A 24,951-nucleotide genomic window follows, 5' to 3' on the forward strand; every position below is an offset into this window, starting at 1 on the left:
AAATAAGGGGTGTAAGTAAGGCATGAAGAGATTTATGGCAATAGTTTCATACGATGGAACCAATTTCTGTGGGTTTCAAGTTCAAAAAGACGTGAGAACAGTTCAGGGCATGTTCGAGCAGGCTCTCGAGAGAATTTTAAAGCAGAGGGTGATAACAATTGCTGCTGGTAGAACAGACACAGGTGTACATGCAAATGGACAAATTGTATGTTTCGACTGTTATCTCGATATAGATGAGGAGAGCATGAAAAATGCTATGAATGCAAATCTCCCGGATGACATTTACGTTCGAAAAGTTGTCGAAGTCGATAAAAATTTTCATCCAAGATTTGACGCAAAAAGAAGAATTTATCATTATCTCATATACAATTCCCAGGAACCAAATTTGTTTATCAGAAATTACGCGTGGTGGTTTCCTTATAAATTGAACATCTGTAAAATGAGAGAGGCAGCGAAATTTTTTGAAGGGGAGCATGATTTCAGATCATTTATGAAGAGTGGAGATCACCGGGAAAATACAGTGAGGACAATTTATCGAGTCAGAGTTTTACAGTTACGTGGGGGAATCATTCTTATAAGAGTGGAAGGACGTTCTTTTTTGAGAAGGATGGTTAGAAATATGGTTGGTGCACTTGTCAAAGTGGGGGTAGGCGAATGGAAACCAGAAGATATTTCGAGAGTTCTGGAGTTGAAAGATCGGTCAAAAGCAGCCGTTACTGCACCGCCACATGGTTTGTACTTATATGCAGTGGACTTCTAATTGCTGGAACTGTGAGTCAAATATGGATTCTGGATCAACCTGTATATATTTATGAACAGTCCGGGGTGCTGTATTATGCTGGTTTTACTGAGCCGGCATCGAGCGATTTTGATCTGATTGCATCGTGGACAAAATTACCTGTTGTTCAGCTTTTCTATGATGGACCAGATCAGTTACGAAAAATGGTAGAAGAAATCCTTTGTGAGATAGGGATTCAAATAGGTTTGGGAGATTTTCTTTTAATTAAGTTACGTGTACAGGATGAACTTTGCCACGTTGAGGTTAAATATAGAGATTTCTCTTATGAAGAAAATGCAGGGGCAAGTCAAATTCGGGAAGTTTTATCAAGTAGTTTGAGAGGAATTTTCCCTATTTTAGAAAAGCCGTCTGATGGGTATCTTGTTGAAATAAGGGATGATGTGGAGATTAAAAGAACGCATAATGCAATCAAACCTGTGAGTTTTTTGATTCCTGAGAAACTCTATGAAGTTGCCATAAAAGGCGAAACGCGGTTGCTCCCAGAGGGTTTTTACAACTTTTTTGGGCAGATAGTTTACTTAAACAAAAACATGAAAATAGAAGATTCGGCATTTTTTATAGAAGGAGCGCAGATGGTTTATAAACTTAAAAATGAATTTTTGGTGTATAGAGATGGGAAATTGCTGTATCCTGATGGCCAATTTTTGGTAATTGATGAACCTTATGATGTCCTTGAAGAAAAGATCTTGCCGAAACTTGTCGCTGTGAAGGCAGAAGGAGGAATGCAGATTAATTCCGCAATTCTCGGAAAATATAGGGAATTTCTCGTCTTAGCAAGCGGCATGATTGTTCCACTCGATTTTTCCTGGGTCATGAAAATATCGAACCCGTTGATTGAGTGGTGTGCTAAGGGAGATGAATTATATGTTTTGGATCTTTCTTCTTTCGTAAAAGCGGTAGATTTGAAAAGAAAGAAAATTCTTTGGGAAAAACATATTCCAGGTGCCTGGGGAATCTCATGCTTTGACGATTATATTTATGTTGGAGTTGGTCAGAAAGTACTGAAATTAGATCGAAATGGAAATGTTCTTTCTGAGGAAAATTGCAATGATTTTGGATCCTGGAGAGAGGGTATAATCATCCTGAAAAGCGAAGAGGAAGGTTTTATTGTTAGGAATAACAAAGGTTTTGTGGTGATGAAAAATAGCCAGGCAACTTTGTACATGGACGAGCCAAGAGTTTTCGATAACGTCCTCAGGGTAAAATTTTTTGATTGGGGGACAGTCGTTCAAACAGAAACTGGTTGCTGGGTGGTGGAGAATTGAAAAAAAGGCTCGATTTGATTGTTACTGAGAGAAAACTTGCTGCAAGTAGATCTCAGGCCAGAGATCTGATTAAATTGGGACGAGTGGTAGTGAATGGTAAAATATGCAGAAAGCCTGGCACCATCTGTTTTGAAGAAGATGAGATCAAGCTTTGCGAACCAAGACAGTATGTCAGCCGTGGAGGAGAAAAGCTTGAAAAAGCTTATCTGTCCTTTGGCTTGAAGTTTGCAGAAAAAATTGTCTGCGACATAGGTGCCTCTACAGGGGGTTTCACCCAATTTGCCCTTAAACATGGTGCAAAAAGGGTTTATGCTATAGATGTAGGAAAAAATCAACTTGCAGATATATTGCGAAAAGATGAAAGAGTTGTTTGCATGGAAAATTTCAACGCAAGGAATTTGAGGTTAAGAGATATTGGTGAACATGTAGATATAGTTTTGTGTGACGTTTCATTTATCTCCATCATATATTTGCTTGATCCAATTGGCTTAATTTTGAAAGATAGTGGGGAAGCTGTTTTATTAATAAAACCGCAATTTGAAATAGGAAAAAATCAATCTCATTCTGTAGAATCTCATTTAGAGGTAATTCAGAGGATTTTTAAAAAAGCGATTGATTCTGGGCTTTTTCCCGTTGATCTGATATACTCTCCTATAACCGGTTCAAAAGGCAATATTGAATATTTTGCACATATGGTTAGGGCGGATACGAACAAATGTATATTTGACAGGGTCATAAATATTGTAGAAGAAGCCTGGGATTTTTTCAGGGGTGGAAAGTTGTGCGGACAGTAATTTTACTTTTAATACTTTTTTCTTTGCCAATTTTTATTATGGGTGAGTTAATTGATTTTGTACCTGCAGATTACGATTTTTTCCTGCTTTTCAAAGAAGGATCTCTGTATTATCCTATGATTAAGTCGATTCCGTTTTTTAATTTTTTACTTGGTGAAGAAGGGCTTGGTTTAGAGTATGTTGCAAAATCACTGCTTGAGAATGTGAGCTATAATACCCGTGTTTCTCAAGATCTTCTTTATGAAGTTTTGGGAAGAGATGTACTTTTTGCGGCTCGTGGAATGATTTTTGAAATCCAGTCATTATTCTCACTTGATTTGAATTATTATGTAGAGGCTTTACGCAATATCGGAACAAACTCAATTCTTGTATTTGAAACTGACAAACCAGAACAGTTCATCAAATTTATAGCTGGTATAACAAATCTGAAGCTTTCATACAATGAACAGACCTGGATACTTCAGGATACAGATGTGGCTATATTTTCAAGGTATCATAGAGGTTACCTTGTTTTCAGTGGTAGTAAAATTGCTCTGGAAAAAGCGATAGATACCTACGACAGGCCTGAATCTCAGATGAGAAATCATCCGGCTGTTCAAAGGTTGCTTAACCAACCGACCTGGATTTGTGGGTTCTTTAAAGGTAATTCCTTTGGCATAGATTTTCCCGGTATTAACAGTAATTCTTATGATACAGATTACTTTACCGTTCTGGGGTTGCCAAATGGAGAGTCACTGCAAATAATCGTAAGACAGTACTTGAATGAATCTGATGATCTTGATAAATACCTTTCGAATTCTTCAAATATGAGGAATATGCCACTTATAGGTGATTTGGCTTTTTCTGCTACTGCATCCGGGCCGTCTGATATAGCTCACGAGATTTCGCTGTGGTTTCAGGGAGTGGAAGAGGAAATAAAGAAGATATATGATGTTGTTTCTTATATTTTAAATTTGAGCGAGGGTAGAGTCTATCTAACCAGTGATTTGTCTGGTGAGCAGATCAGGTTTGCGGCTATTTTTGATTTGACGGAGAAATTTGATAATAGTATCCTTGTCAAATATGGTGCACGAAATTTTGGTGAGGAATATCGCTTACCGATTTTGAATGGTTTTGTCTCGTTTTTTGAGCAGGGGAGAAATTTGATTATGACGAATATGTCCAAGGATGAATATGACAGAATATCTAGTAGAAAAAGACTCAGAGATGATGCTGCTTATCAGTATCTTTCTAAAGAACTTCCCGAGAAAGATATAATGAGAATTTATGTGGATTTGGGAAAGATAGTGGAATCTCTACTTGGCATGAAAGCCAGAGGAAGGGTTATGATTTGTGAGTATCTTGAAAATGGAATCCTCATCTACAAAGTGGAGGTAATGTGATGTGAAGATACCGTTTTTCGATAGAAACAAGATGTTGTTGAAAAAATATTCTAAGATTGTTGAAAAAATAAAGCGGCGTGAAGAGCGTTTTTCAAAGATGAGTAACCAAGAGCTCATTAATGTTGCTCTCGAGTTCAGAAAAATTTCTGATCCTCAAAATCACATAGAGGATATTTTCGCGATGGTGAGGGTTGCAGCAAAGAGAACACTGGGTATGTATCCTTTTGACGTTCAATTAATAGGTGCACTGGTTTTAAATGATGGCAAAATCGCAGAGATGAAAACGGGTGAAGGAAAGACTTTGGTTGCAACTATGCCGCTTTTTTTTAATGCGTTGTTTGGCAAAGGTGTTCATCTTGTAACTGTAAACGATTATTTGGCACGCCGTGATGCTCTTTGGATGGGACCTCTGTACCTTTTTCTGGGCATGAGGGTCGGCGTGATAAACCAGCTTGGCAAATCGTATGAAGTTGTCTGGAAGAATCAGGAACTCTATGAAAAAGCGATTTCAGATAATCTTTCTATCTGGCCTGAAGATTATAAGAATGAGTTTCTCAAAGAATCGGCAAAGGACAGAAAAGCGGTCGAAGCATTTGAAGTAGAGTTGATTGAGATAACTCGAAAAGAAGCCTATGTATGTGACATAACCTACGGTACCAACAATGAATTTGGTTTTGATTACCTGCGGGATAATCTGGTCTTTCAATTCGATGATAAAGTTCAAAGGGGTCATTTTTACGCGATTGTTGACGAGGTAGACAGTATATTGATAGACGAAGCCCGAACTCCTCTGATAATATCAGGTCCATCACGTGAGGGAGCATCTGTGTACAGGCGTTTTGCAAGTATAGCAAAAAAAATGTCTAAGGACATCGATTTCACGGTCGATGAAAAATCCAGAACGATTATCCTGACTGATAAGGGTATAGAAAAATCGGAGAAACTTCTGCAAGTTGACAACCTTTATGATCCATCGAATGTGAGCAGTGTGTATCACCTTCTAAACGCCTTGAAAGCTTTGCATCTGTTTAAAAAAGATGTTGATTATGTTGTCATGAATCAGGAAGTTGTCATAGTTGATGAGTTTACTGGCAGGTTATTGCCTGGCAGGAGGTACAGTGGCGGCCTTCATCAAGCGATAGAAGCAAAAGAAGGTGTCCCGGTAAAAGAGGAGTCGGTAACTTACGCAACAATAACTTTTCAAAATTACTTCAAAATGTATGAGAAGCTTGCCGGCATGACTGGAACAGCTAAAACTGAAGAAGAGGAATTCAAACAACTTTATGATCTGGAAGTTGTGGTTATTCCCACACACAAACCTATGATCAGAAAAGATCACGATGATTTAATATACAGGACTCAGGCTGAAAAATATACTGCGGTGGTGAATGATGTTGTTGAAAGGTACAAAAAAGGCCAACCGGTCTTAATAGGGACTACATCTATAGAAAAAAGTGAACTTCTGAGCACTATGCTCAAAAAAGCGGGCATACCGCATCAGGTTTTAAATGCCAAATACCATGAGAAAGAAGCGGAAATCATAGCGCAGGCCGGCCAAAAGGGTGCAGTAACCATTGCGACTAATATGGCTGGTAGAGGAACTGATATAAAGCTTGGTGAAGGCGTTGCCGATTTGGGAGGATTGTGCATTATAGGAACCGAGCGGCACGAGAGCAGGCGTATAGATAACCAGTTAAGAGGAAGATCTGGTAGGCAGGGAGATCCCGGAGAATCCAGATTCTATCTGTCTCTTGAAGACGATTTACTGAGAATATTCGGGGCAGATCAGCTTGAAAAAGTTATGAACGTTCTTAAGATCAAACCAGGAGAACCTATAGAGCATCCTCTTTTGACGAAGCTTGTCGAAACAGTTCAGAAAAGAGTTGAAGGGATCAATTTTTCAATTAGAAAGCATCTTATGGAAATGGATACAGTGCTGGACGTTCAAAGAAACTCAATTTATTCTTACAGAGACTGGATTTTATCAGGTAAAGTAAGCCAGTATATAGATGAAGCCATAGAGGATTTTGTTGAGAGAAGAATTGAAGAATTCTGCGATGGAAGTGAATGGAATCTTGAAGGTTTAAAAAATTCACTATCTGTTTTACCGAAAGATGTGGTATCTATAGATAGCCAAAAATTTGATTCGGAAGGTCAGATGAAAGATTTTCTGATTAGATCTATAAAGGATGCTTATGAAAGAAAAAGGCAGGAAATAGGGGACGAGTACGATCAGTTTTTGAAATTTCTTATTCTTCGCATCATAGATGATAACTGGAGGCAATATCTTGAAGAAGTAGATCACGTGAAAGAAGCGGTGAATCTCAGAGTTTACGGTCAAAGAGATCCGATGATTGAATTTAAAAAAGAAACTTTTGCACTGTTTGACGAAATGATAGCAAGAATAAATGAGATTGTTGTTAGCTGGATGCTTCGTGTTGTGAAAGTAGATAGTAAAAAAGCCGAGCAAGAAGCAAAAAGCGGGCTTTCAAATCTGCAGCTTGTCCATGAAGAGTTCAACATTGTAAACAGATCCGAGAGAAGAAAGTTACACAAAAATGAGAAAATAAAAAAGAGGTTTAAAGTAAAGAGGTGAAAAATTTTTATGATAACTTATGAAACACGCGTTAAAATAGATGAGCTCAGGGAAAAATACCTTAATTTTGTTAAACTTATTGATCCAGACAAACTTAACATGGAACTGAAGAAGATGGAAAGCGAAATGTCAGATCCGGAGATCTGGAAAGATCAAAGAAAGGCAGGAGAGATTTCTAAAAAAGTCAGGCGCATAAAAGAGCTACTCTCTGATATATCTGAGATAGAAAGGAATTTTGAAGATATTGATGTCGGGATTGAGCTTTCCGAAGAAGACCCAGGCATAGCGCAAGATATTGAGAAAATTGTTCAGGAAGTTGAGAAAAATATACGTCGGTTCCAACTTGAACTGATATTGAACGATCCACTCGATCAGAATAATGCGTATCTTTCGATACATCCAGGTGCAGGTGGAACAGAGTCCCATGATTGGGCACAAATGTTACTTAGAATGTACATGAGATGGGCCGAAAGAAAAGGTTTTATCGTAGAATTGCTCGATTTCCAGCCAGGAGAGGAAGCTGGGCTGAAGAGCGCTACGATTCTCGTAAAAGGTGAGTACGCTTATGGATATTTGAAACACGAGCGCGGTGTACACAGGCTTGTTAGAATATCTCCATTTGATGCTGCAAAAAGAAGACATACCTCATTTGCTTCAGTCAATGTTGTTCCGGAGATTTCTGATGATATAGATGTGGAAATCAAACCGGAAGATATAAGAATTGATACATTCAGGGCATCTGGTCACGGGGGACAATACGTCAACAGAACAGATTCAGCTGTCAGAATAACGCATTTGCCAACAGGAATAGTGGTTTCCTGCCAGAGTGAGAGATCACAGCATCAAAACAAGGCGCTTGCCATGAAAGTTCTTAAAGCAAAACTCTATCAACTGGAGCTTGCAAAAAGGAGAGAGCAGCTTGATGAGATTCAGGGTGAACTTAAAGAAATTTCCTGGGGAAACCAGATAAGATCTTATATTTTGCAACCATACACGCTTGTCAAAGACCACAGAACAGATATTGAAACTGGTAATTTCGATGCTGTACTTGATGGGGAACTTGACCAGTTTATTGAAGCTGAGCTTTTATATTTTGCTGATTATAAAATTTAGTGTCTGTGTATTCCATACTTTTTCATTTTGTAGCAAAACGTTTTATAATTAACACCTATCATTGTTGCTGCTTTTTTTCTGTTCCATGCTGCTTTTTCGAGGGCATTGTATATAAATTGTTTTTCAAGTTTGGCAACGATGTTGTCTATGTAATTTTTCATTCGAGATGGTGAAAAGTCTTTCTTTGCCACGCTGGTTTCTATCAATTTACCTATTATATCTTGCCCGGAAGCATATTTATAGATCATATTTATTAGCTCTTCAGTATTTCCAGGCCAGTCGTAGCTTAAAAGCGCGTTCATTGTCTGTTCATCAGGAAATTTGACAGGTAGATGCTTATGTTTTTGATGCAGTAAAGACAGCAAATGATCTACCATGTAAGGAATGTCTTCTTTGCGATTTCTGAGTGGTGGGATTTCGATCGCTGCAGAATTTTTTGATTCACAGTATTCTACGACAATATCTATTTCCTTTTCATCTATCGTGCCTGTGTATCGATTTGTTTCTTTTTCGCTATAATTTCCATCCGTAAGGTATTCTATATACGCTTCCACTTTTACACCTTTCTCAATTTTCAAAGTTATTTGGTCAACATTTTTTGATTTGAGTCTCTGTAATTTCCTGAGAGTTTTCAGAATTTTGCAACCTTGAAGTTCAACGGAATTATTCATAATGTCGCACCTTTTTTTCAACCTTTCGAGGGAGTTTTTTGCCTCCAGGTACTTGAGGGCTATTAAAAATGAGTCTTCATTATCCACGAAGATGGTGTTGTTGAACTTATCCATTTTTTCGCCATAGATTATATCCCAGAATTCTTCAATTAATTTTTTTTCGTAATCTTGATTATCTTCATAAGTTTGTAAATAGATTTTTTCGTCCAGGGCTGGTATGCGTATTTTGCTAATGAATCTGGCAGGAATTAATATCTTTAGCATACTCTCACCTTCATCCTGCTGAAATTGCTAAAGCTATTGACAGTAGCTTCGATTCAGCACTATCAGCTCTTGATACAACTACAATAGGAGCATTAGCTCCCACTATTAATCCAGCTATTTTTCCTTTTGCAAAATACACAGCCGATTTACCAAGAAAATTTCCAGAATGGATATCAGGAACAACTAAAATATCTGCCTGCCCTGCAACTGGACTTTTTACCCCCTTGATTTCCGCTGCTTTGTGGCAAAGTGCGTTATCCAAACCAAGCGGGCCATCAACAAGGCAACCCTTTATTTCCCCGCGCTGCGCCATTTTGGTTATCACTGCTGCTTCAGTTGTTTCAGGCATATCGTTATTCACCGTTTCAACAGCGCAAATCAAAGCTACCTTTGGTGTCTCATAACCTAATTTTCTAAGGAAATCAACAGCATTTTTTATAACTAAGATTTTCTGTTCAATATTTGGTTTAATCACCATACCACCATCTGTGATAAAAATGACTCTTTCCACTCCCGGGACTTCTATCCCGGCAAGATGGCTCAATAGGCCACTTCCCCGAAGCCCCCATTCTTTATTCAGTACAGCTTTTAAAAGGGTAGAAGTCTTGACAAGACCTTTGATCACCACGTCGGCTAATCCAGATGAAACGATTTTCACACCCGTTTCTGCTGCTTCACGTTCTGTGTGAGCATGTATTACTTTAGCTTCGCCCGAATAAGATATACTGGAACTATTTCCAACCAGAAAAATTTCCTCGACGATGCCTATTTCTTTCGCTTTGAAAACTGCTTTGACTGCTTCTTTATCTTCAGCGCCAACAACGACGACCCTTTTTTTTCTGGATGATTTTGCTTTTTCAATTAAATCTGACAGTGTCTTCACGCCTATCACCTCGCATTTCTTATCGAAGAAGCAATATATATCATTGCCATCAGCGCATTAAAGACAACTGGATATTGGTCATGAGATAGCGAAACTGTCCTACCGTCGATTCTCTCAACTCCAGGCATCAGCTCAACCGCATCTGCATAAGATGTATCTTTAAACTCTACTCTTAATTCAACGGGATTGGCGAAATTGATTAACGGCAGTTGATGTCTTTCTATCTCAACAGCCTTCTTAACTGCCTGTTTGATTTCACTCATAACTGAGGTTATTGGTTTCATAATGGCAGCATACCTGCTTATACCTTCTTTAGTCACAACGTATTCGTATTTTCCCATGAAGAGATCCTTTAATTCTCTCTTCAACATCTCATCGCCCACGATTAGTGCCACCGGAACTCCGTGATATCCAGCAAAAGCCGCGTTTATAACTGCTTCATTCATCCTTTTTCCATTTATCCAGATGTTGTGAACCAGCGAACTGGAGTACGTATGATCCATAATTCCATTTTGACAGCCAATGCCAGCATGGTACCCTATAAAAAATACTCTATCGAAGCTTTCGTTTAGCCCACTCATCATGAAATCTTTTCTTAATGATCCGTGGACAATCTTGACTCTATCGTATTGTTTTGTTATTCCATAAGGAATGTTATCACCGCGACTGTGGGAATCTGAGATGACAACTTCACTGATATCGGCGCCAGAATCAAATAAGCCATCTAAAACAGCCTTCAAGTGTTCCTGCAACAGATCAATAGATTGTTTGTTCCCTGGATCCACTTCCTGCCACATCGATATTCCAGCCAAGCCTTCCATATCAACTGAGATGTAAATTTTCATCTTGCGCCCCTCCTTTTCTGCTTATACATTGTTCTATCTGCAATTTTCAAGACATCTTCAAGTGATTTTGAGCCGTCATAAACAGATATACCAAAACTTATTGTAATCTGTTCGTCAAGTTCAGGTATAATTATCTCTGAAACTCTTTTTGCAAGCCTATTTGCAATTCTTTTTGCCTTTGATTTGTCTGTGTCTGAAAGCATTATTAGAAATTCGTCTCCCCCGTACCTGACAACCAGATCCATTTTCCTGACACATTTTGTTAGAGTTTGCCCAATTTCCCGCAGTACTTTATCGCCAACTATGTGTCCATATTTGTCGTTTATGGTCTTGAAACGGTCAACATCTATCATGATAAGGGAAATTGTCCCACCTTTTCTTTCTATAATACCTTGGAACCTGTCAAAATATTCTGTAAAGTAATACCTTGTATAGCAACCAGTTAATGGATCAGTAATCGCAATTTTTCTGTACTTGTTTCTCTCGTTATCAAGTTCGTCAAAAAGCATCTTCACTTTAAGACCGACACTTATTTCCTTTGCAACTAATTCAAAGACAGCAAGATGAGATTCAGAAAACGCATTTATGGATTTTTTTTGGAAACTTACTGCTCCAACAATCTGCCCATCGACATTCAAAGGTATTCCCACATAGCTCCATATGTATTTCGTTTCACCTTTAATCAAAGATTTTGGTTTGTAGGGGTCTATCCGGACGGTTTTTGAATTTGGTATGTAGATCATCTCTTTTTTATCTATAACGTAATTTGAAAAACCACGATAACCACGGCTAATCTTTAAACCGCTTATTTCTTTTTCTTGGTTGATCCCATATTCAATATTCAATTCTTCTCCTTCAATTAGGATTAGATAGAAAGTATCTATCGGTATTATCTCGTTGACTTTCTCATATATAACCTTCCCTATCTTTTTCAGGTCAGTTTTTTCACGACCAAGAATGTCTACAATTTCCTCTAATAGAGAGAGCCGGGTTCCCATCGTTTTAAGTTCTTTGTATCTCTTTTCAGCCATCACTTCAGCTGTTATTTCTCTGAGAACTACAACAGCATCGTTGTTCATAGGTATTGCGATAACTCTAAGGGTTTTTCCATCCACCTCTACTTCTCCTTGATTTGTTGATTGACTTAGAAAAGCCTTTTCAATAATGCTCGCCAGTTTTTTCCAGAATTCTGAGTTACTTTCGTTAGCTTTGATAATGTGTGGTTTGTTGCAAAACAGTATTTCCATTTTCTGATTCACAATAATAATTGGTGATATTGCCTGGTTTTTGAGAATTATGTCAACATATTTGACAAGAACTTGGTTCGGAGCAAAGATCAATAAAGAGTATATTGATCCTTTTGATTTTACCGATAAACAACTTAGATTTTTCCAGATACCACATTTTGTCAACGGGACAGATATAGTTTTTTCAAGATTATTTATACTCTCTTTTACCAGATCTGACAGAATTGTTTGAAAGTCGGTGCTTTTCTTTATAGTTTGATCTATAAACAACTGGTTAGCTTGAACCTGCGAGCCATTGATGAAAACAGCTGAAGGAACTATGTTTCTTTCGCAAAACCATTCAAAAAAATCTTTCATTGGTCCACCTCAAATGTCAATGATACCATTTTTGAATTTCATCGGTATGGTGATATGATCAATCTTGGTGATGCTATGATATTGGTGGATCCACAGTTTACTGTACCTGTCTCAGTAACTGGAGAATGGTGCGCACTGAACTGCCTCCATTGTGGCAAACATTATCTGAGGAGCATGAAGCAGATAGGTGAAATGGAAAATTATGCCAAGATGGGTTACAGATCTTTTCTTATAACAGGAGGATTGAATCTTAAAGGGGAGATACCTTACAATGGTGTTTTGAAGAAGCTAAAACAGATTAAAGAACGGTATGGCCTTGTTTACAATTTTCATATAGGTTTTCCGGAAATAAATCTGAGCTTTCTGAAAGATATTGCAGATGTCGTCAGTTTTGATTTCTTTGCTGATAAAAGACTGATGAAAAAAATATATGGTTTGCAGAGAGACATCGATTTACAAATAGAGACAGCCATGTCGTCTGGCGTAACCTGTGTTCCACACCTGACAGTAGGGATTGATTGCGGAAAGATCTCCCACGAATTTGAAGCACTTGAGGTTCTTGCAAAATATTTTCAATCTATTGTTCTAAATATTTTTGTACCAACACGCGGAACTGCCTTCGAGTTGTGCAACCCTCCAAGCATAGAAGATGCCAAAAATGTATTTTTTCACGCAAGGAAGTTTTTTAAAAAAATAGCTCTTGGCTGTATGCAACCTCGTGGAAATTACAGACTTCTGCTCCAAAATGAATTATCAGAAGTGGTTGATGTTATCGTTAAACCAGTGAAAAAAAGCTCAAATTATTTTCGGGGATGCTGTGCTTTTGCATTAAAAAGCGAGTTTTAGGAGGTGTTTTTGTGTACGAAAAAGAATTTTTAAAAATGCTCTCAAGATCATTTGAAGAGTGGGAGGAAGATCTTTCGAAAGACCTTCAAAAATACCCGGAGAGGCAAGAAGGGTTCTTTTCTCAGGCTGGATATGAATTAAAGCGAGTTTATACACCTCTTGATATAGCAGACCTGAATTACTTTGAAGAAATCGGCTTTCCGGGGGATTATCCCTACACAAGAGGTGTTCAGAGAACTATGTACAGAGGAAGATTGTGGACAATGCGTCAATATGCTGGTTTTGGAACGGCTGAGGAAACGAATGAAAGGTTCAAATATCTGCTTCAACAAGGGCAAACAGGTTTGTCGGTTGCTTTTGACTTACCGACCCAGGTGGGGTATGATTCGGACCATCCTCTGGCCGAGGGTGAAGTGGGCCGGGTTGGGGTCGCAGTCGATTCGCTTAAAGATATAGAAATTCTTTTTGATGGAATACCTTTAAAAAGTGTAAGTACTTCTATGACTATTAACTCAACTGCGGCTATTTTGCTCGCAATGTATGCGATCACAGCACAGAAACAGGGAGCCAAAATAAGCGAATTACGTGGGACAATACAAAACGATATACTCAAAGAATATATAGCAAGGGGAACTTATATTTTTCCTCCTCAACCGTCTATGAAGATAATTACAGATATTTTTGAATTTTGCGCAAAAAATATGCCGCGCTGGAACACAATAAGTATAAGCGGGTATCATATAAGAGAAGCTGGTGCAAATGCTGTTCAGGAACTCGCATTTACTTTTTGCGATGCTATTGCTTATGTTGAAGCAGCTATAAACTCTGGACTTGATCCAAATGTATTTGGTAAACAGATATCTTTCTTTTTTGCGGCACATAACAATTTTTTGGAGGAAATAGCAAAGTTCAGAGCAGCAAGGCGCATATGGGCAAAACTCATGAAAAGAAGATTCAATGTCACAAACCCCGACGCAATGAAATTGCGTTTTCATACTCAAACAGGTGGATCAACTTTGACTGCTCAGCAACCTTTGAACAATATAGTGAGAGTTGCTCTTCAAGCGCTTGCGGCTGTCCTTGGAGGGACACAGTCTTTGCACACGAATTCTTATGATGAGGCACTGGGATTACCGACAGAAGAATCAGTGCGTGTGGCGTTGAGAACGCAACAAATAATTGCCTATGAATCAGGTGTAGCTGATACAGTAGATCCACTGGCAGGCTCATTTGCCATAGAGACACTGACCAAAAATATTGAAGAGGCTGTGTGGCAATACATAGAAAAAATAGACTCACTTGGTGGTATGGTCAGAGCAATTGAATCTGGATTTGTTCAAAAAGAGATTCACAATAGCGCGTATAGGCAACAAATTGCTGTGGAGAAAGGTGAACAAATAGTGGTTGGTGTCAATGCCTTTCAGGCAGATCAAGAACACCAGGTCAAAAATGTATTGAAAGTTGATCCGGCTCTGGAGAAAAAACAGATAAATGCATTGAGGCAACTGAAAAATCAGCGTGACAATGAAACAGTCCGCAGATCTCTACGCAACCTGAGAGATGCTGCTAAGAAAGGTGAAAATATAATTCCATACGTCTTTGAGGCAGTTTCATGTTACGCTACATTGGGAGAAATTTCAGATGTTCTGAGAGAAGTTTACGGTGAATACACTGAGTCAACCATACTGTGAGGGGTGGTAACTGTGAAGATGTTCAGAATCCTTATTGCAAAACCGGGTCTCGATGGTCATGATCGTGGTGCCAAAGTTGTTGCCCATGCACTTCGCGATGCAGGTTTTGAGGTTATATATACTGGATTAAGGCAAACTCCTGAACAAATAGTCAGAACGGCTATACAGGAAGATGTCGATTTGATAGGTCTTTCGATTTTATCGGGCGCCCATTTGCAGCTTTCGCGAAAGGTAATTGATTTGATGAAAAAGGAAGGAATCGATCACATACCGTTGTTTGTTGGCGGCATTATACCTGCTGATGATGTTGATGAACTTCTTCGAATAGGTGTAAAGAAGGTCTTTGGACCAGGTACGCCGCTGTCTGAAATTGTTCAACAAGTGAAAATTCTCTTAAGCGGAGGAGTGACTAATACCAGTGAATCATAAGTTACTTGCCAGATTAATCAGCAAAATTGAGAATAATCCGGATCAGACTCCGGAGATTTTGAAGGATTTTCAGCCAGGATATTCAAAAATTATAGGTTTTACAGGAAGTCCCGGAGTGGGAAAGAGCACTTTGTTGAACCAAATTATCAAAGAGGTTCGAAAAGAGAATTTTACTGCGGCTGTTGTGGCTGTTGATCCATCAAGCCCTTTTTCAAAAGGAGCATTCCTTGGAGATAGGATTAGAATGAGAGATCATTTTCTCGATGATGGGGTTTTCATAAGGAGTCTTGCTTCCAGAGGAGCTCTCGGGGGATTAAGCGATTCTACTTTTGATGTGGTCAATTTGCTGGAAGCTGCAGGTTTTGATTATATATTTATTGAAACGGTTGGGATTGGGCAGGCCGAGGTCGAAATTTCGAATTTAGCAGACATAGTGGTTTTGGTTCTCTCTCCCGGTTTGGGTGACGATGTACAAATGATGAAAGCAGGGGTTATGGAAATAGCAGACTTATACGTTATCAACAAAGCGGACCTTTCTGAAAGCGATACTCTTTGTAGTCAGCTTTTATCGTTTCTTTCACTTTCAAACGAACAAAAAGATGAATCGCGAGTTATAAAAACAAGTGCGTCAAATGGTGAAGGTATTTCGGAGCTGTTTAGCAGAATGAACAAATTATGGGAGATCTATAAAAAAGAAGAAGTTCTCAACTCAAGGAGAAGAAGCCGTACAAGGCATCATGCTGAGAATATTCTGAGACGTATGATCCAGCAGGCCGTAGAAGGCGTAGATGGCGAAAATCCGTATGCTATTGTAGAAAAAGCTTTTGAAAAAATATGCGTGTCAAAAAAATATGGTCAGGGGGGAGGGATTTGAACCCTCGGCCTCCGGACCCCGATTCCGGCGTTCTTCCTTCTGAACTACCCCCTGAACTTTCTCAACATTCAAATATACCACAAATCTCAAAACCTGGCAACGATGAGTAAGCCATTTGCAGAAGTGGGAACTTCTTTTGCTAATTGTGTTAAAATTGCTCGGGGTGATATTTTGCTTGCTGTTGTGGGTATTCTGCCAAAAGAAGTTGAACTGCTTGTTAATGCTCTGAAGCCTAAATTAGAGGTATTCGAAGTCATGAAACGTCCAGCCTGGAGAGGCTTAATAGGAGATAATGAGATATTAATTTCGTGTGGTTGTGTTGGGAAAGTTGAAACAGCTTGCCTTGCCCAGAAATTAATAGATCAGTTCAAAATAAGTGGTTTGATCCTAATTGGTGCCGCAGGTGCACTGAAAGATGATATAACATTTGGTACTTTAATAGCTGGCACAGAGTACATAGAATATGATTTTACCCCTCGAATTAATGTTGATTTGATACTTCAGCCATCTCAGGTTTGTTTCACACAGTTTATGGAGAGTGACGATTTTGTTTATGGAACGATTGCATCCGGTGATCGATTTGTGTCTTCTGAAGCTATGGCTAAGGAAATTTACGAATCCACATCAGCGATATGCGTTGATATGGATTCAGCTGCTGCCGCAAAAGTTTGTGTGGAAAATGGCAAAGATTTTCTTGCTTTAAAGGTAATTGTAGATGTTGTCGGTTCAAAAGCCGTCGAGCAGTATATTGAAAATCATCCGAAATTCGGGATGAAACCTGCAATGGTGTTAGCGGAGTTTTTGACGAACAACTTTATGTTTTGTGGGTGAAGAATGATGAAAATACCCGAGGATATCAAAAAAAGGATAGAAAAACTCAGAGAAGAGATTGAATATCACAATTACAGATATTACGTTCTGGCAGATCCAATCATCAGTGATGAGGAGTATGACAGATTAATGCAGGAATTAATCGAACTTGAAAAGAAATACCCCGAATTAGTAACACCAGATTCGCCTTCGCAACGGGTTGGAGAAAAAGTTCTGGATGAATTTCGCAGTGTTGAGCACTCTGAACCAATGTTGAGTTTAGATAACACTTATGATGAAGCGCAGATACGTGAATTCGATAAAAGAGTCAGGAAACTCCTTGAAAAAGACACAATCGAATATGTTACTGAGCTGAAGATAGATGGTGTTTCAGTTGCTTTGAGGTATGAAAATGGCAGGTTTGTGCTTGGGTTAAGCAGAGGCGATGGAACGCGTGGAGACGATATAACTGAGAATCTTAAGAAAGTTCGGAGCATACCACTGATATTAAGAGAGCCTGTCACAGTTGAAGTTCGAGGGGAAATTTACATGCCAACGGAAGAATTTGAGAGGTTGAATGAAGAGAGAAAAAAAGTTGATGGGCCACTTTTTGCCAATCCGAGAAATGCAACCGCTGGCACCTTGAGGCAACTTGATACAAGTGTTATCAGAAATCGCAGGCTGGATTCATTTATTTACTATGTGCTTTCACCCGAAAGGTATGGTTTACAGACTCAATGGGATGCCCTGAAGTGGCTTAAAAAGATCGGTTTTAAAGTAAATCCATATTCACAGCTCTGCCAGAATATTGATCAGGTAATAGATTACTGGAAACAATGGATTGAAAAAAAATCTGAGCTTTCTTATTGGGTTGATGGGGTAGTTGTCAAAGTAAATCATTTTAATTTTCAGTCGATTCTTGGATCAACATCAAGGTCACCAAGGTGGGCAATAGCATTTAAATTTCCGGCTCAGAGAGCAAAAACCAGGGTGTTAAATATCATTGTTCAGGTTGGAAGAACGGGGGTTTTGACGCCTGTGGCAGAGCTTGAACCAATTCAACTTGCTGGGACGGTCGTAAAGAGAGTATCGCTGCATAACTTTGATTATATAGAAGAGAAAGATATAAGAATAGGGGATCAGGTTTATGTTGAAAAATCTGGGGGAATAATACCGCAGGTTGTATCAGTTATAGCAGATGAAAGAAATGGTTCAGAAAAGAAGATAGAAATTCCATCAAAATGTCCTGTCTGCTCTGGAAAGGTGGGGAAAATCGATTCTGAAGATGTGGCGCTTAGATGCCTTAATCCACACTGCCCGGCCAAACTCAAACGTGCTTTAGAGACTTTCGTATCGAGAGGTGCCCTCAATATAAAAGGCCTTGGCGAAAAACTGATTGACAGGCTTGTTGATAGCGGGCTGGTAAAAGATATTGCAGATATATTCTATCTGACCCCCTTTGAACTTTCTCAGCTTGGTAGTGGTATTGGGCAAAAGATGATTGCCAATCTTCTTGCGCAGATAGAGCAGGCGAAGAAAACTCCGCTGCACAAAATTTTGACAGGTCTTGGTATCCCTCTGGTTGGCGAGAAAACAGCTAGAATATTAACCCAAAAATTCAGAAGTATCAAAAGGTTGCTTTCTTCTTCTGTAGATGAACTAACGCAAATTGAAGGAATAGGCATCGAGATTGCAAAGAATATTAGAGAATATTTTGACAACGAGAAAACAAGGCAAATAATTGGAAAACTCGAGAAAGCTGGTTTAAATCTCGAGGAAAAAGAGGCAGTGGTGCAATCAAAAATTCTTTCGAATCTGACCTTTGCCGTAACCGGTACGCTCAAGAATTTTACCAGAGACCAGATTAAACAGTTAGTTCAATCACTCGGGGGACAGGTTACTGATAGTGTGTCGAAAAGCACCGACTACGTGATAGTCGGCGATAATCCTGGATCTAAGTTAACAAAAGCCAGAAATCTCGGGGTGAAATTGCTAACCGAAGATGAATTTCTGCAGTTTGTTAAAATCGATATCAAAAATCTCCGGCAGCAAAAACTATTCTGAACCCATACAGATTTATCAATGCAGATGGCAGACTCTCTGTTCGAAAAAGGTTCAGCATGTAGCTGATTTTCACGTTAACTTTTGGAGAATCACCAAAAGTGAATTTTACGAATGGTTCGACAACAACCCCAAGAGATTCGGTTTCTAATGGCGGAATAACAAAAATTATATCTTTATCGCTGTCAGAATAAAATCCAAAAACAGTTTTTTGGAGTGATAACCCGAAATCCACAAAATCGACTTTGTATGCACAGCTCAGATACATATCAATGTTTCCTCTCTTTATAAATTTTCCATCGCTTCCATCGCTCGAGAGAACAGATACCATCGCCCCGGATTCCAGGTGGGAAGAAAGAGGCTCAACATAAATACCTGCAAAACTGTATCCAGACAGGGAAAAAGGGTCTATACATGCTTTGAAGCTGAAACCTACATCGTTGAACATCTTTTCAAACTGAAATCCACTGTATCTATATCCGACAAAGACCTCGTAATCTGACACGGGAAAGTGTAGTGCTACACCTTCATTTGTGTCGAAACTCATATAAGAAGCAAAGAGTAAACAGCTCAAAAAAATGATGATAATTGCAAAAGCTTTTCTCATTATTCACCACTCCGTCATGATTTTATAAAAAAGCTGAGCATAAATCCTTGCTACGAGTAAAAGATCGTCCAATGCAATTCTCTCATCGGGTTGATGTTCTGTTTCTAATCTTCCAGGAAGCAGCGGGCCAAATGCAACACCACACGGGACAGCTCTCGCATAAGTTCCTCCTCCTGTCGTAAGAAGCTCTGCTTTCTGCCCGGTTACATCGGTGTAGATTTCACTTAAGATTTTTATCAGCTCACTATCTGGAGAAACAAAAAGAGGGGCAAGATGATTTTGAGGTTCAACTTGAAGAGGCTTGAGTGCTTCTTTTATTTGCTTGGTGAGCATCGTTTCAGAATAAAATACAGGATATCTTATATTAATAACGGCAGTTATTTTTTCAGGATCCATCCTCAGTGTTCCGAGATTAACAGTTAAAGGTCCTGCAATGCAATCTGTACCGGCAATTCTTAATGAAGTTCCATCGGTTTCATACCCAATTTTTGCAAAAATGGTTCGCAGAAACGTTGATAGGTCCTCGCAATTGATATCGATAGTCCTTAGAAAGTCCAGCAAAGCTGATATTGCGTTAACGCCAGTTTGTGGTTTAGACCCGTGGGCAGATTTACCTGTTATTTTTATTTTTAATTCATCTCCGTCAATATTCCAGAACACTTTAGCACCATTCTGGGGAGTGAATTCTTTCAATTTTTCAAGGATTTCTTCTCTAACGGGTTTTAATACAGCCAGAGCTTCTTGAGGTACCATATTTGAGGCCTCTCCGCCCTTGAGCAGGACGACCTGAGTGTCTTTATTTTTATGCAGGTGTTGAGTTATTGTATAGTTTATTATTCCTTTTTCAGCATATATAATTGGAAAATTCGCATCAGGTGTAACTGCGTATATCGGAATTTCTTCCTTTTCAAAATAATGTTTAACACCTTCCCAGCCAGATTCTTCATCGCAACCAAGGATGATTCTAATACGATTTTTCGGATTAATCCTGGACTCTTTAACAGCTTTTAAAGCAAAGATGGCTGCTACAGTTGGACCTTTATCGTCTGAAGACCCTCTTCCCCATAAATAGCCATCTTTTATAATCCCTCCGTATGGATCTACCGTCCATCCGTCACCTTCTGGTACCACATCCAGATGTCCAAGGACCGCGAATAACTTACCTTTAGTTCCATATTCGATGTGTCCTGCGTACCCATCAATGTTTTTCACATTGAAGCCCCATTGCTTGCCCATATTCAAAGCTGCCTCAAGAGCCTTTGCGATTCCTTCTCCAAAAGGTTTACCATCTCCAGCGGGTTGGGATTTAACTGATTTGATCTTAACGAGGTTTGAAGCTGCATCAAACAATTTATTGCTGTTTACAAGCACGAATTCGTCGACCGTTTTGTTCACAAAATTCACCTCCATAACAAAATGATACAATAAATATGGTGGTGTTGAAAGAATGAGATTTTCGGTAATGATTTTTTTGTTTTTTTCAGTATTTATTTTCGGGAATGTGCTTTACAGCGATTACTTTGGCTATTCTTTATTTGATTCACGAGCATGCTTGATCTGGTCTCCAGAGGAAATGACGTTTATGCTTTCGCCAATTGAGAATATTACCGTAATTACTGGAAAAGAGTTTGCAGTTTTAGCGAATATACTCAGGTATTCCAGAATTGAAGTTTCTGCGAAATTTTCAAAAATGGGCACAACTTTTTACATTCAGGACAGGAAGCCGTTTATTTCGTTTAATCACTTTACTATTGGCTTTGATTTTTCGAAAAAAAAGAGTGTATTTTTCTCGTCCATACTTGATACATATGGTGTCCTTCCAGATCAGTTTGTGAATCTTGGTACATCATTGAGAATATACGAAGATGGATCGAGAATTTTAAGATTGATCGCACAAATTAGATTCTGGCGCAGCGGAATAATTGCATCTATTTATTACGGTGGTGATAGGCTTTGCGATGTATCGTTTTATTTTTCCTTTTAATGTTTTTGACTATCTTCGGCAGTAATTTTCAAATAATCTTTACCTCCGATTTGCATGAGACGCTGTTTAAAAATGGTTATGGACCTGCTGGTCTTGCAGAATATCTGGAAAAAAACGGCAGGGAGAATTTACTTATTCTTGATGCAGGAGATCTGTTTGATTCAAAACTTCAACTGCCATTTTTTGGTGATCACAGAAATCATACACTTGATTATATAAAAAAAGTAAAATACGATGCAATGGTACTCGGAAATCACGAGTTCTATTTTTCACGTGAATGGCTCGAAAATTACAAGAAAACCAATAAATCTCTCTTAGGTGCAAATGTGAAAGGGCTAAAACCATACGAAATTTTTGTACTCGGTGATCTGAGGATAGCTGTGATCGGGTTAACCACACCCCAGCATGTAGCCAATCAGGTGGAGCATTATGGCATGTTACCCGAAGATCCGTTAAAGGCCCTGCGAAGAATTGTCAATGATCTTCCAGAAGTTGATTTCATAATATGCTTGGCTCATTTACAGCATGAACTGGATCGAAAAATAATTGAGTCTTTTCCACAGATCGATTTATTGTTGAGCGGGCATGATCACAGAGGACCTGAGCTTGTAAAGATCAATGACAGTTATATTTTTGAGGGCAAGTCACGTGCAGATTCAATCTACACACTAAATGTCAACACTGAAGAAAAACTCATCACTTATGAACAACTCAAGATACCCACAGCCGATCGTATAACATATGATGATGTGAAAACGGCAGCAGTTATTTCCATAATAATTGGAATTCTTTCGATGGCGTGGCTTACCTTTAACCCAGAATGAGGTCAAGTACGGCCATACAACTGAAGCCAATAAGTATCCAGTATGTTACCATTCTTTCCCGACCGCGGAGATGAGTCTCTGGTATTACCTCGTCGCTTATTACAAAAATCATTGCACCCGCAGCCGTTGCCATGAGATATGGCATCAGTTTCGATGAAATTCCACTCAAAATAGCACCAGTTGCTCCACCAAAAATTTCAACCAAGCCTGTGAGAAAACTTACCAGAAACGCTTTCAAAGGTTTATAGCCAGCATTGATCAAAGACGCCGCCACTGCTGCACCTTCTGGTATATTCTGTATTCCTATCGCTACAGCTATTGAAAGTGCATGAGGTGTATATCCACCGACGCCAACTGCCATACCTTCGGGAAAATTGTGTATTGTTATAGCTATGACAAACAACCAGATTGCTTTCAATCTCCTCGTTTCGATACCTTCGTGGCCTTTCATAAAGTGTTCATGGGGAACTATTTTGTCAATGAGATCAACGATCAAACCACCAATTAAAAAACCAATAACGAATCTGAGAGGTCCTCCAAGTTCCATTGATGGGATTACCAAGCTAAAAGCGCTTGCTGCTAACATAACCCCAGCAGCAAACCCAAGAGATCCATTTATGAATTTCTCGCTAGCACCTTTTCTAAAAAATAAAAATGGTAATGCTCCAAGGCCGGTTGAAGCACCTGCCAGAGCACTGTAGATGATTCCTTTCAGAAGTTCACTCATTTTCAAGTTTTGATAAAGCTTTTTTCAAAGCTTCGACGGGGGCCATTATGCATTTAAATTCTTTATCGTGAAAATCCATTTCTTGTCTGATGTGCTCCTCATTGATCTCGAGTGCGATATTGATATTCTTGCCGTTGACAAGTCTGCAAAGTGCCTCAGAGGCTGCAATAACTCTTGGGCACCCTATGGCTTTGAATGATATATCTTTTATTAGAAAATTTTCCAGTTTTACAAATATTCTCACTCTGTCACCATGTTCAGGATACACAACTTCTGCTGTGTGAGTGTAATCTATTTGATTTGCATGCGCTGGGTACATAAAAAGTTGTTTAAATTTTTCAGAGTAAGTCATGCTATCACTCCTGTAATTTTCTGAGGCGCTCAACTTCCTCAAGAAGTACCTGGTTGAAATAGTCTATCTCTTCTTCTTCATTGTCGTAACCCAGTGTTATTCTAACAGCTCCGGTGACTATCCATTCATCCAGCTCCATTGCTTTCAAAACATACGATTGGCTTGAACCATGATGCGAGGAGCATGCAGATGCTGTTGATACAGATATACCTCTCATATCCAGTGCGGTTGCGAGAGTTTCACCATTAATACCTTTAAAAGAAACATTAATATGTGAGACTATGGTATTTTCTCCATTTATGTGATGATTCGGAATTTTTTCTATTGTTTGAAGTATTTTTTCTCTAAATTTTAGCATCTTTTTTTGCCAGAGGTCGTAATTTTTCTCTATAATTTGTAAAGCTGTTGCCATTCCATGAGCTCCAGGAACATTTTCCGTGCCGCTTCTCAGACCTCTTTCATGGCCTCCACCAAACATTATGGGATGAATTTTGATTGATTTGTTTACATACAAAAACCCTGTTCCTTTAGGAGCATAAAATTTGTGACCTGATGCCGATAACATATCAACCAAAGTAGCATCGATTTTCAATTTCCCAAGAGCCTGGACGGCATCACTATGAAAAACTATACCATGCTCTCTTGCAATTTTTGAAATTTCATCTATAGGTTGTATGACACCAGTTTCGTTGTTGACCCACATTATTGATGCCAGGACAGTATTTTTTTTAATTGCTTTTTTAAAATCACTTGCTTTGATATAACCTTCAGAAGATGGTTTCAAGTATGTGACCGAATAACCGAGCTTTTCAAGATACTTCATAACTTCGAGAACGGCGGGGTGTTCTATCTCCGTTGTTATCAAGTCACCGCCTTCTGGGAAGTTTGCTCTCAAAAATCCTATGATTGCTATATTGTCTGCTTCTGTTCCGCCAGATGTGAAGAAAATTTCTTCCGGCAGAACATTTATATGCTTTGCTATTTTTGAACGTGCACTTTCATAAATCTGCTTTGCCTGCTCACCGTGGGAATGTAAACTTGAAGCATTGCCAAATTGCTCCGTAAAAACCTTGATGACTTCCCGAGCTACCTCATCGAATACACGTGTGGTTGCTGCATGATCAAGGTAAACTTGCACTTAAATCACTTCCTTGCAAGTGATTCTTCATATTCTTTTATAGCCTTTCTCAGAGTGTCCACCGCAAGGTTGCTGCAATGATATTTTACTTGGGGCAAACCGCCAAGTCTTTCAACAATTTCCTTCCAGTTCAACTTTTTGGCTTCTTCGAGTGTCAAACCTTTGACAACTTCTGTCATCATTGAAGCGGTAGCTATATTCGCCGCGCATCCGTACGATTCAAATTTTATATCTGTAATGCGATCGTCTTCAACTTTCAGATAAACTGTCATCATATCACCGCATGCAATACTTCCTTCTGTGGCTTCTGCATCGGCATTCTCTATTTTTCCAAGGTTTCTTGGATTTTTAAAGTGATCCAGTACAAGTTCGGTGTATTTGAGCATATTATC

24 protein-coding genes and 1 tRNA gene are annotated in these 24,951 nt (G+C 39.0%); 14 read left to right on the top strand and 11 right to left on the bottom strand.

From position 1 onward, the window contains the following. Positions 1–22: 22 nt before the first annotated feature. The 6 genes from truA to prfB are packed head-to-tail and all read left to right on the top strand — an operon-like array spanning position 23 to position 7,949. A complete protein-coding gene (gene truA, locus TEL01S_RS03445; protein WP_012002741.1) occupies positions 23–760 on the top strand; it encodes a tRNA pseudouridine(38-40) synthase TruA in 738 nt (245 codons plus the stop codon). Continuing rightward, the gene (locus TEL01S_RS03450; protein ID WP_144313071.1) at positions 655–2,064 is read left to right on the top strand and encodes a hypothetical protein; all 1,410 of its coding nucleotides are present in this window, start codon (positions 655–657) and stop codon (positions 2,062–2,064) included. The genes truA and TEL01S_RS03450 overlap by 106 nt, the downstream gene beginning before the upstream one ends. Further along, positions 2,061–2,858: a TlyA family RNA methyltransferase gene (locus TEL01S_RS03455; protein WP_012002743.1), complete on the top strand. Its 798-nt coding sequence runs from the start codon at positions 2,061–2,063 to the stop codon at positions 2,856–2,858. The genes TEL01S_RS03450 and TEL01S_RS03455 overlap by 4 nt, the downstream gene beginning before the upstream one ends. Beyond that, positions 2,846–4,240, top strand: a complete 1,395-nt coding sequence (locus TEL01S_RS03460) for a hypothetical protein (RefSeq protein WP_012002744.1) — start codon at positions 2,846–2,848, stop codon at positions 4,238–4,240. The genes TEL01S_RS03455 and TEL01S_RS03460 overlap by 13 nt, the downstream gene beginning before the upstream one ends. Before the next feature lie 31 nt (positions 4,241–4,271). Next, entirely contained in the window at positions 4,272–6,836 is a 2,565-nt protein-coding gene (gene secA / locus TEL01S_RS03465; protein ID WP_038051311.1) for a preprotein translocase subunit SecA, read from the top strand. Positions 6,837–6,845: 9 nt separating this feature from the next. Next, positions 6,846–7,949, top strand: a complete 1,104-nt coding sequence (gene prfB, locus TEL01S_RS03470) for a peptide chain release factor 2 (RefSeq protein WP_012002746.1) — start codon at positions 6,846–6,848, stop codon at positions 7,947–7,949. Here prfB and TEL01S_RS03475 read toward each other — a convergent pair. The 4 genes from TEL01S_RS03475 to TEL01S_RS10675 are packed head-to-tail and all read right to left on the bottom strand — an operon-like array spanning position 7,946 to position 12,216. Next, positions 7,946–8,884, bottom strand: coding sequence for an AAA-type ATPase lid domain-containing protein (locus TEL01S_RS03475; RefSeq protein WP_012002747.1), 939 nt, complete (start codon positions 8,882–8,884; stop codon positions 7,946–7,948). The genes prfB and TEL01S_RS03475 overlap by 4 nt on opposite strands. A 10-nt stretch (positions 8,885–8,894) precedes the next feature. Further along, complete coding sequence (locus TEL01S_RS03480) at positions 8,895–9,767, bottom strand: bifunctional enoyl-CoA hydratase/phosphate acetyltransferase (protein ID WP_012002748.1); 873 nt, start codon at positions 9,765–9,767, stop codon at positions 8,895–8,897. Between the two features lie 5 nt (positions 9,768–9,772). Beyond that, entirely contained in the window at positions 9,773–10,612 is an 840-nt protein-coding gene (locus tag TEL01S_RS03485; protein ID WP_012002749.1) for a M55 family metallopeptidase, read from the bottom strand. Beyond that, positions 10,609–12,216 (bottom strand): sensor domain-containing diguanylate cyclase, encoded by a 1,608-nt coding sequence (locus TEL01S_RS10675; protein WP_051366164.1) that lies wholly within the window; start codon positions 12,214–12,216, stop codon positions 10,609–10,611. The genes TEL01S_RS03485 and TEL01S_RS10675 overlap by 4 nt, the downstream gene beginning before the upstream one ends. A gap of 54 nt (positions 12,217–12,270) precedes the next feature. Between TEL01S_RS10675 and TEL01S_RS03495 the strand changes: the two genes are divergently transcribed. From TEL01S_RS03495 to meaB, 4 genes are read left to right on the top strand one after another with little or no spacing between them, the layout of a single operon-like run. Continuing rightward, on the top strand, positions 12,271–13,062 hold the full coding sequence (locus tag TEL01S_RS03495) for a radical SAM protein (RefSeq protein WP_228369032.1): 792 nt from the start codon (positions 12,271–12,273) through the stop codon (positions 13,060–13,062). A gap of 11 nt (positions 13,063–13,073) precedes the next feature. Further along, positions 13,074–14,753 carry an acyl-CoA mutase large subunit family protein gene (locus TEL01S_RS03500; RefSeq protein WP_012002752.1) on the top strand — a complete coding sequence of 560 codons (1,680 nt, stop codon included), beginning with the start codon at positions 13,074–13,076 and terminating at the stop codon, positions 14,751–14,753. A gap of 18 nt (positions 14,754–14,771) precedes the next feature. Continuing rightward, positions 14,772–15,182 carry a cobalamin B12-binding domain-containing protein gene (locus TEL01S_RS03505; protein WP_012002753.1) on the top strand — a complete coding sequence of 137 codons (411 nt, stop codon included), beginning with the start codon at positions 14,772–14,774 and terminating at the stop codon, positions 15,180–15,182. Further along, entirely contained in the window at positions 15,172–16,056 is an 885-nt protein-coding gene (gene meaB / locus TEL01S_RS10825; RefSeq protein WP_012002754.1) for a methylmalonyl Co-A mutase-associated GTPase MeaB, read from the top strand. The genes TEL01S_RS03505 and meaB overlap by 11 nt, the downstream gene beginning before the upstream one ends. Here meaB and TEL01S_RS03510 read toward each other — a convergent pair. Continuing rightward, positions 16,035–16,110, bottom strand: a tRNA-Pro gene (locus TEL01S_RS03510). The genes meaB and TEL01S_RS03510 overlap by 22 nt on opposite strands. 117 nt (positions 16,111–16,227) lie before the next feature. Between TEL01S_RS03510 and TEL01S_RS03515 the strand changes: the two genes are divergently transcribed. Both TEL01S_RS03515 and ligA read left to right on the top strand, forming a co-directional pair. Further along, positions 16,228–16,887 (top strand): 5'-methylthioadenosine/S-adenosylhomocysteine nucleosidase, encoded by a 660-nt coding sequence (locus TEL01S_RS03515; protein WP_038051309.1) that lies wholly within the window; start codon positions 16,228–16,230, stop codon positions 16,885–16,887. A 6-nt stretch (positions 16,888–16,893) separates the two neighbouring features. Continuing rightward, positions 16,894–18,930, top strand: coding sequence for an NAD-dependent DNA ligase LigA (gene ligA / locus TEL01S_RS03520; RefSeq protein WP_028843339.1), 2,037 nt, complete (start codon positions 16,894–16,896; stop codon positions 18,928–18,930). On the opposite strand, the gene TEL01S_RS03525 is transcribed toward ligA, so the two are convergent. After that, positions 18,899–19,534 (bottom strand): hypothetical protein, encoded by a 636-nt coding sequence (locus TEL01S_RS03525; protein WP_012002757.1) that lies wholly within the window; start codon positions 19,532–19,534, stop codon positions 18,899–18,901. The two genes, ligA and TEL01S_RS03525, sit on opposite strands and share 32 nt — an antisense overlap. A gap of 3 nt (positions 19,535–19,537) precedes the next feature. Then, entirely contained in the window at positions 19,538–20,929 is a 1,392-nt protein-coding gene (gene pepV, locus TEL01S_RS03530; protein ID WP_012002758.1) for a dipeptidase PepV, read from the bottom strand. 52 nt (positions 20,930–20,981) lie between these two features. On the opposite strand from pepV, the gene TEL01S_RS03535 reads away from it, so the two are divergent. Next, positions 20,982–21,518: a hypothetical protein gene (locus tag TEL01S_RS03535; RefSeq protein WP_012002759.1), complete on the top strand. Its 537-nt coding sequence runs from the start codon at positions 20,982–20,984 to the stop codon at positions 21,516–21,518. Beyond that, positions 21,488–22,342: a metallophosphoesterase gene (locus TEL01S_RS03540; protein WP_012002760.1), complete on the top strand. Its 855-nt coding sequence runs from the start codon at positions 21,488–21,490 to the stop codon at positions 22,340–22,342. Before TEL01S_RS03535 ends, TEL01S_RS03540 begins: the two co-directional genes overlap by 31 nt. Here TEL01S_RS03540 and TEL01S_RS03545 read toward each other — a convergent pair. Genes TEL01S_RS03545 through TEL01S_RS03560 form a run of 4 tightly spaced genes read right to left on the bottom strand, consistent with a single transcriptional unit; the run spans position 22,329 to position 24,945 of the window. Further along, positions 22,329–23,069, bottom strand: a complete 741-nt coding sequence (locus tag TEL01S_RS03545; protein WP_028843338.1) for a ZIP family metal transporter — start codon at positions 23,067–23,069, stop codon at positions 22,329–22,331. The genes TEL01S_RS03540 and TEL01S_RS03545 overlap by 14 nt on opposite strands. Continuing rightward, complete coding sequence (locus TEL01S_RS03550) at positions 23,062–23,421, bottom strand: iron-sulfur cluster assembly scaffold protein (protein WP_012002762.1); 360 nt, start codon at positions 23,419–23,421, stop codon at positions 23,062–23,064. Before TEL01S_RS03550 ends, TEL01S_RS03545 begins: the two co-directional genes overlap by 8 nt. 4 nt (positions 23,422–23,425) lie before the next feature. Next, on the bottom strand, positions 23,426–24,559 hold the full coding sequence (locus tag TEL01S_RS03555) for a cysteine desulfurase family protein (protein ID WP_012002763.1): 1,134 nt from the start codon (positions 24,557–24,559) through the stop codon (positions 23,426–23,428). Between the two features lie 5 nt (positions 24,560–24,564). Beyond that, the gene (locus TEL01S_RS03560) at positions 24,565–24,945 is read right to left on the bottom strand and encodes an iron-sulfur cluster assembly scaffold protein (protein ID WP_012002764.1); all 381 of its coding nucleotides are present in this window, start codon (positions 24,943–24,945) and stop codon (positions 24,565–24,567) included. Positions 24,946–24,951: the final 6 nt, after the last annotated feature.

This window comes from Pseudothermotoga elfii DSM 9442 = NBRC 107921, assembly GCF_000504085.1.
Taxonomy (GTDB): domain Bacteria; phylum Thermotogota; class Thermotogae; order Thermotogales; family DSM-5069; genus Pseudothermotoga_B; species Pseudothermotoga_B elfii.

Coding starts and splice junctions, on each gene's coding strand:
- truA (WP_012002741.1), top strand. CDS start 23: ATGAAGAGATTTATGGCAATAGTTTCATACGATGGAACCAATTTCTGT.
- TEL01S_RS03450 (WP_144313071.1), top strand. CDS start 655: ATGGAAACCAGAAGATATTTCGAGAGTTCTGGAGTTGAAAGATCGGTC.
- secA (WP_038051311.1), top strand. CDS start 4,272: ATGTTGTTGAAAAAATATTCTAAGATTGTTGAAAAAATAAAGCGGCGT.
- prfB (WP_012002746.1), top strand. CDS start 6,846: ATGATAACTTATGAAACACGCGTTAAAATAGATGAGCTCAGGGAAAAA.
- TEL01S_RS03475 (WP_012002747.1), bottom strand. CDS start 8,884: ATGCTAAAGATATTAATTCCTGCCAGATTCATTAGCAAAATACGCATA.
- TEL01S_RS03485 (WP_012002749.1), bottom strand. CDS start 10,612: ATGAAAATTTACATCTCAGTTGATATGGAAGGCTTGGCTGGAATATCG.
- TEL01S_RS10675 (WP_051366164.1), bottom strand. CDS start 12,216: ATGAAAGATTTTTTTGAATGGTTTTGCGAAAGAAACATAGTTCCTTCA.
- TEL01S_RS03495 (WP_228369032.1), top strand. CDS start 12,271: ATGATCAATCTTGGTGATGCTATGATATTGGTGGATCCACAGTTTACT.
- TEL01S_RS03505 (WP_012002753.1), top strand. CDS start 14,772: ATGTTCAGAATCCTTATTGCAAAACCGGGTCTCGATGGTCATGATCGT.
- ligA (WP_028843339.1), top strand. CDS start 16,894: ATGAAAATACCCGAGGATATCAAAAAAAGGATAGAAAAACTCAGAGAA.
- TEL01S_RS03525 (WP_012002757.1), bottom strand. CDS start 19,534: ATGAGAAAAGCTTTTGCAATTATCATCATTTTTTTGAGCTGTTTACTC.
- TEL01S_RS03535 (WP_012002759.1), top strand. CDS start 20,982: ATGAGATTTTCGGTAATGATTTTTTTGTTTTTTTCAGTATTTATTTTC.
- TEL01S_RS03545 (WP_028843338.1), bottom strand. CDS start 23,069: ATGAGTGAACTTCTGAAAGGAATCATCTACAGTGCTCTGGCAGGTGCT.
- TEL01S_RS03550 (WP_012002762.1), bottom strand. CDS start 23,421: ATGACTTACTCTGAAAAATTTAAACAACTTTTTATGTACCCAGCGCAT.
- TEL01S_RS03560 (WP_012002764.1), bottom strand. CDS start 24,945: ATGCTCAAATACACCGAACTTGTACTGGATCACTTTAAAAATCCAAGA.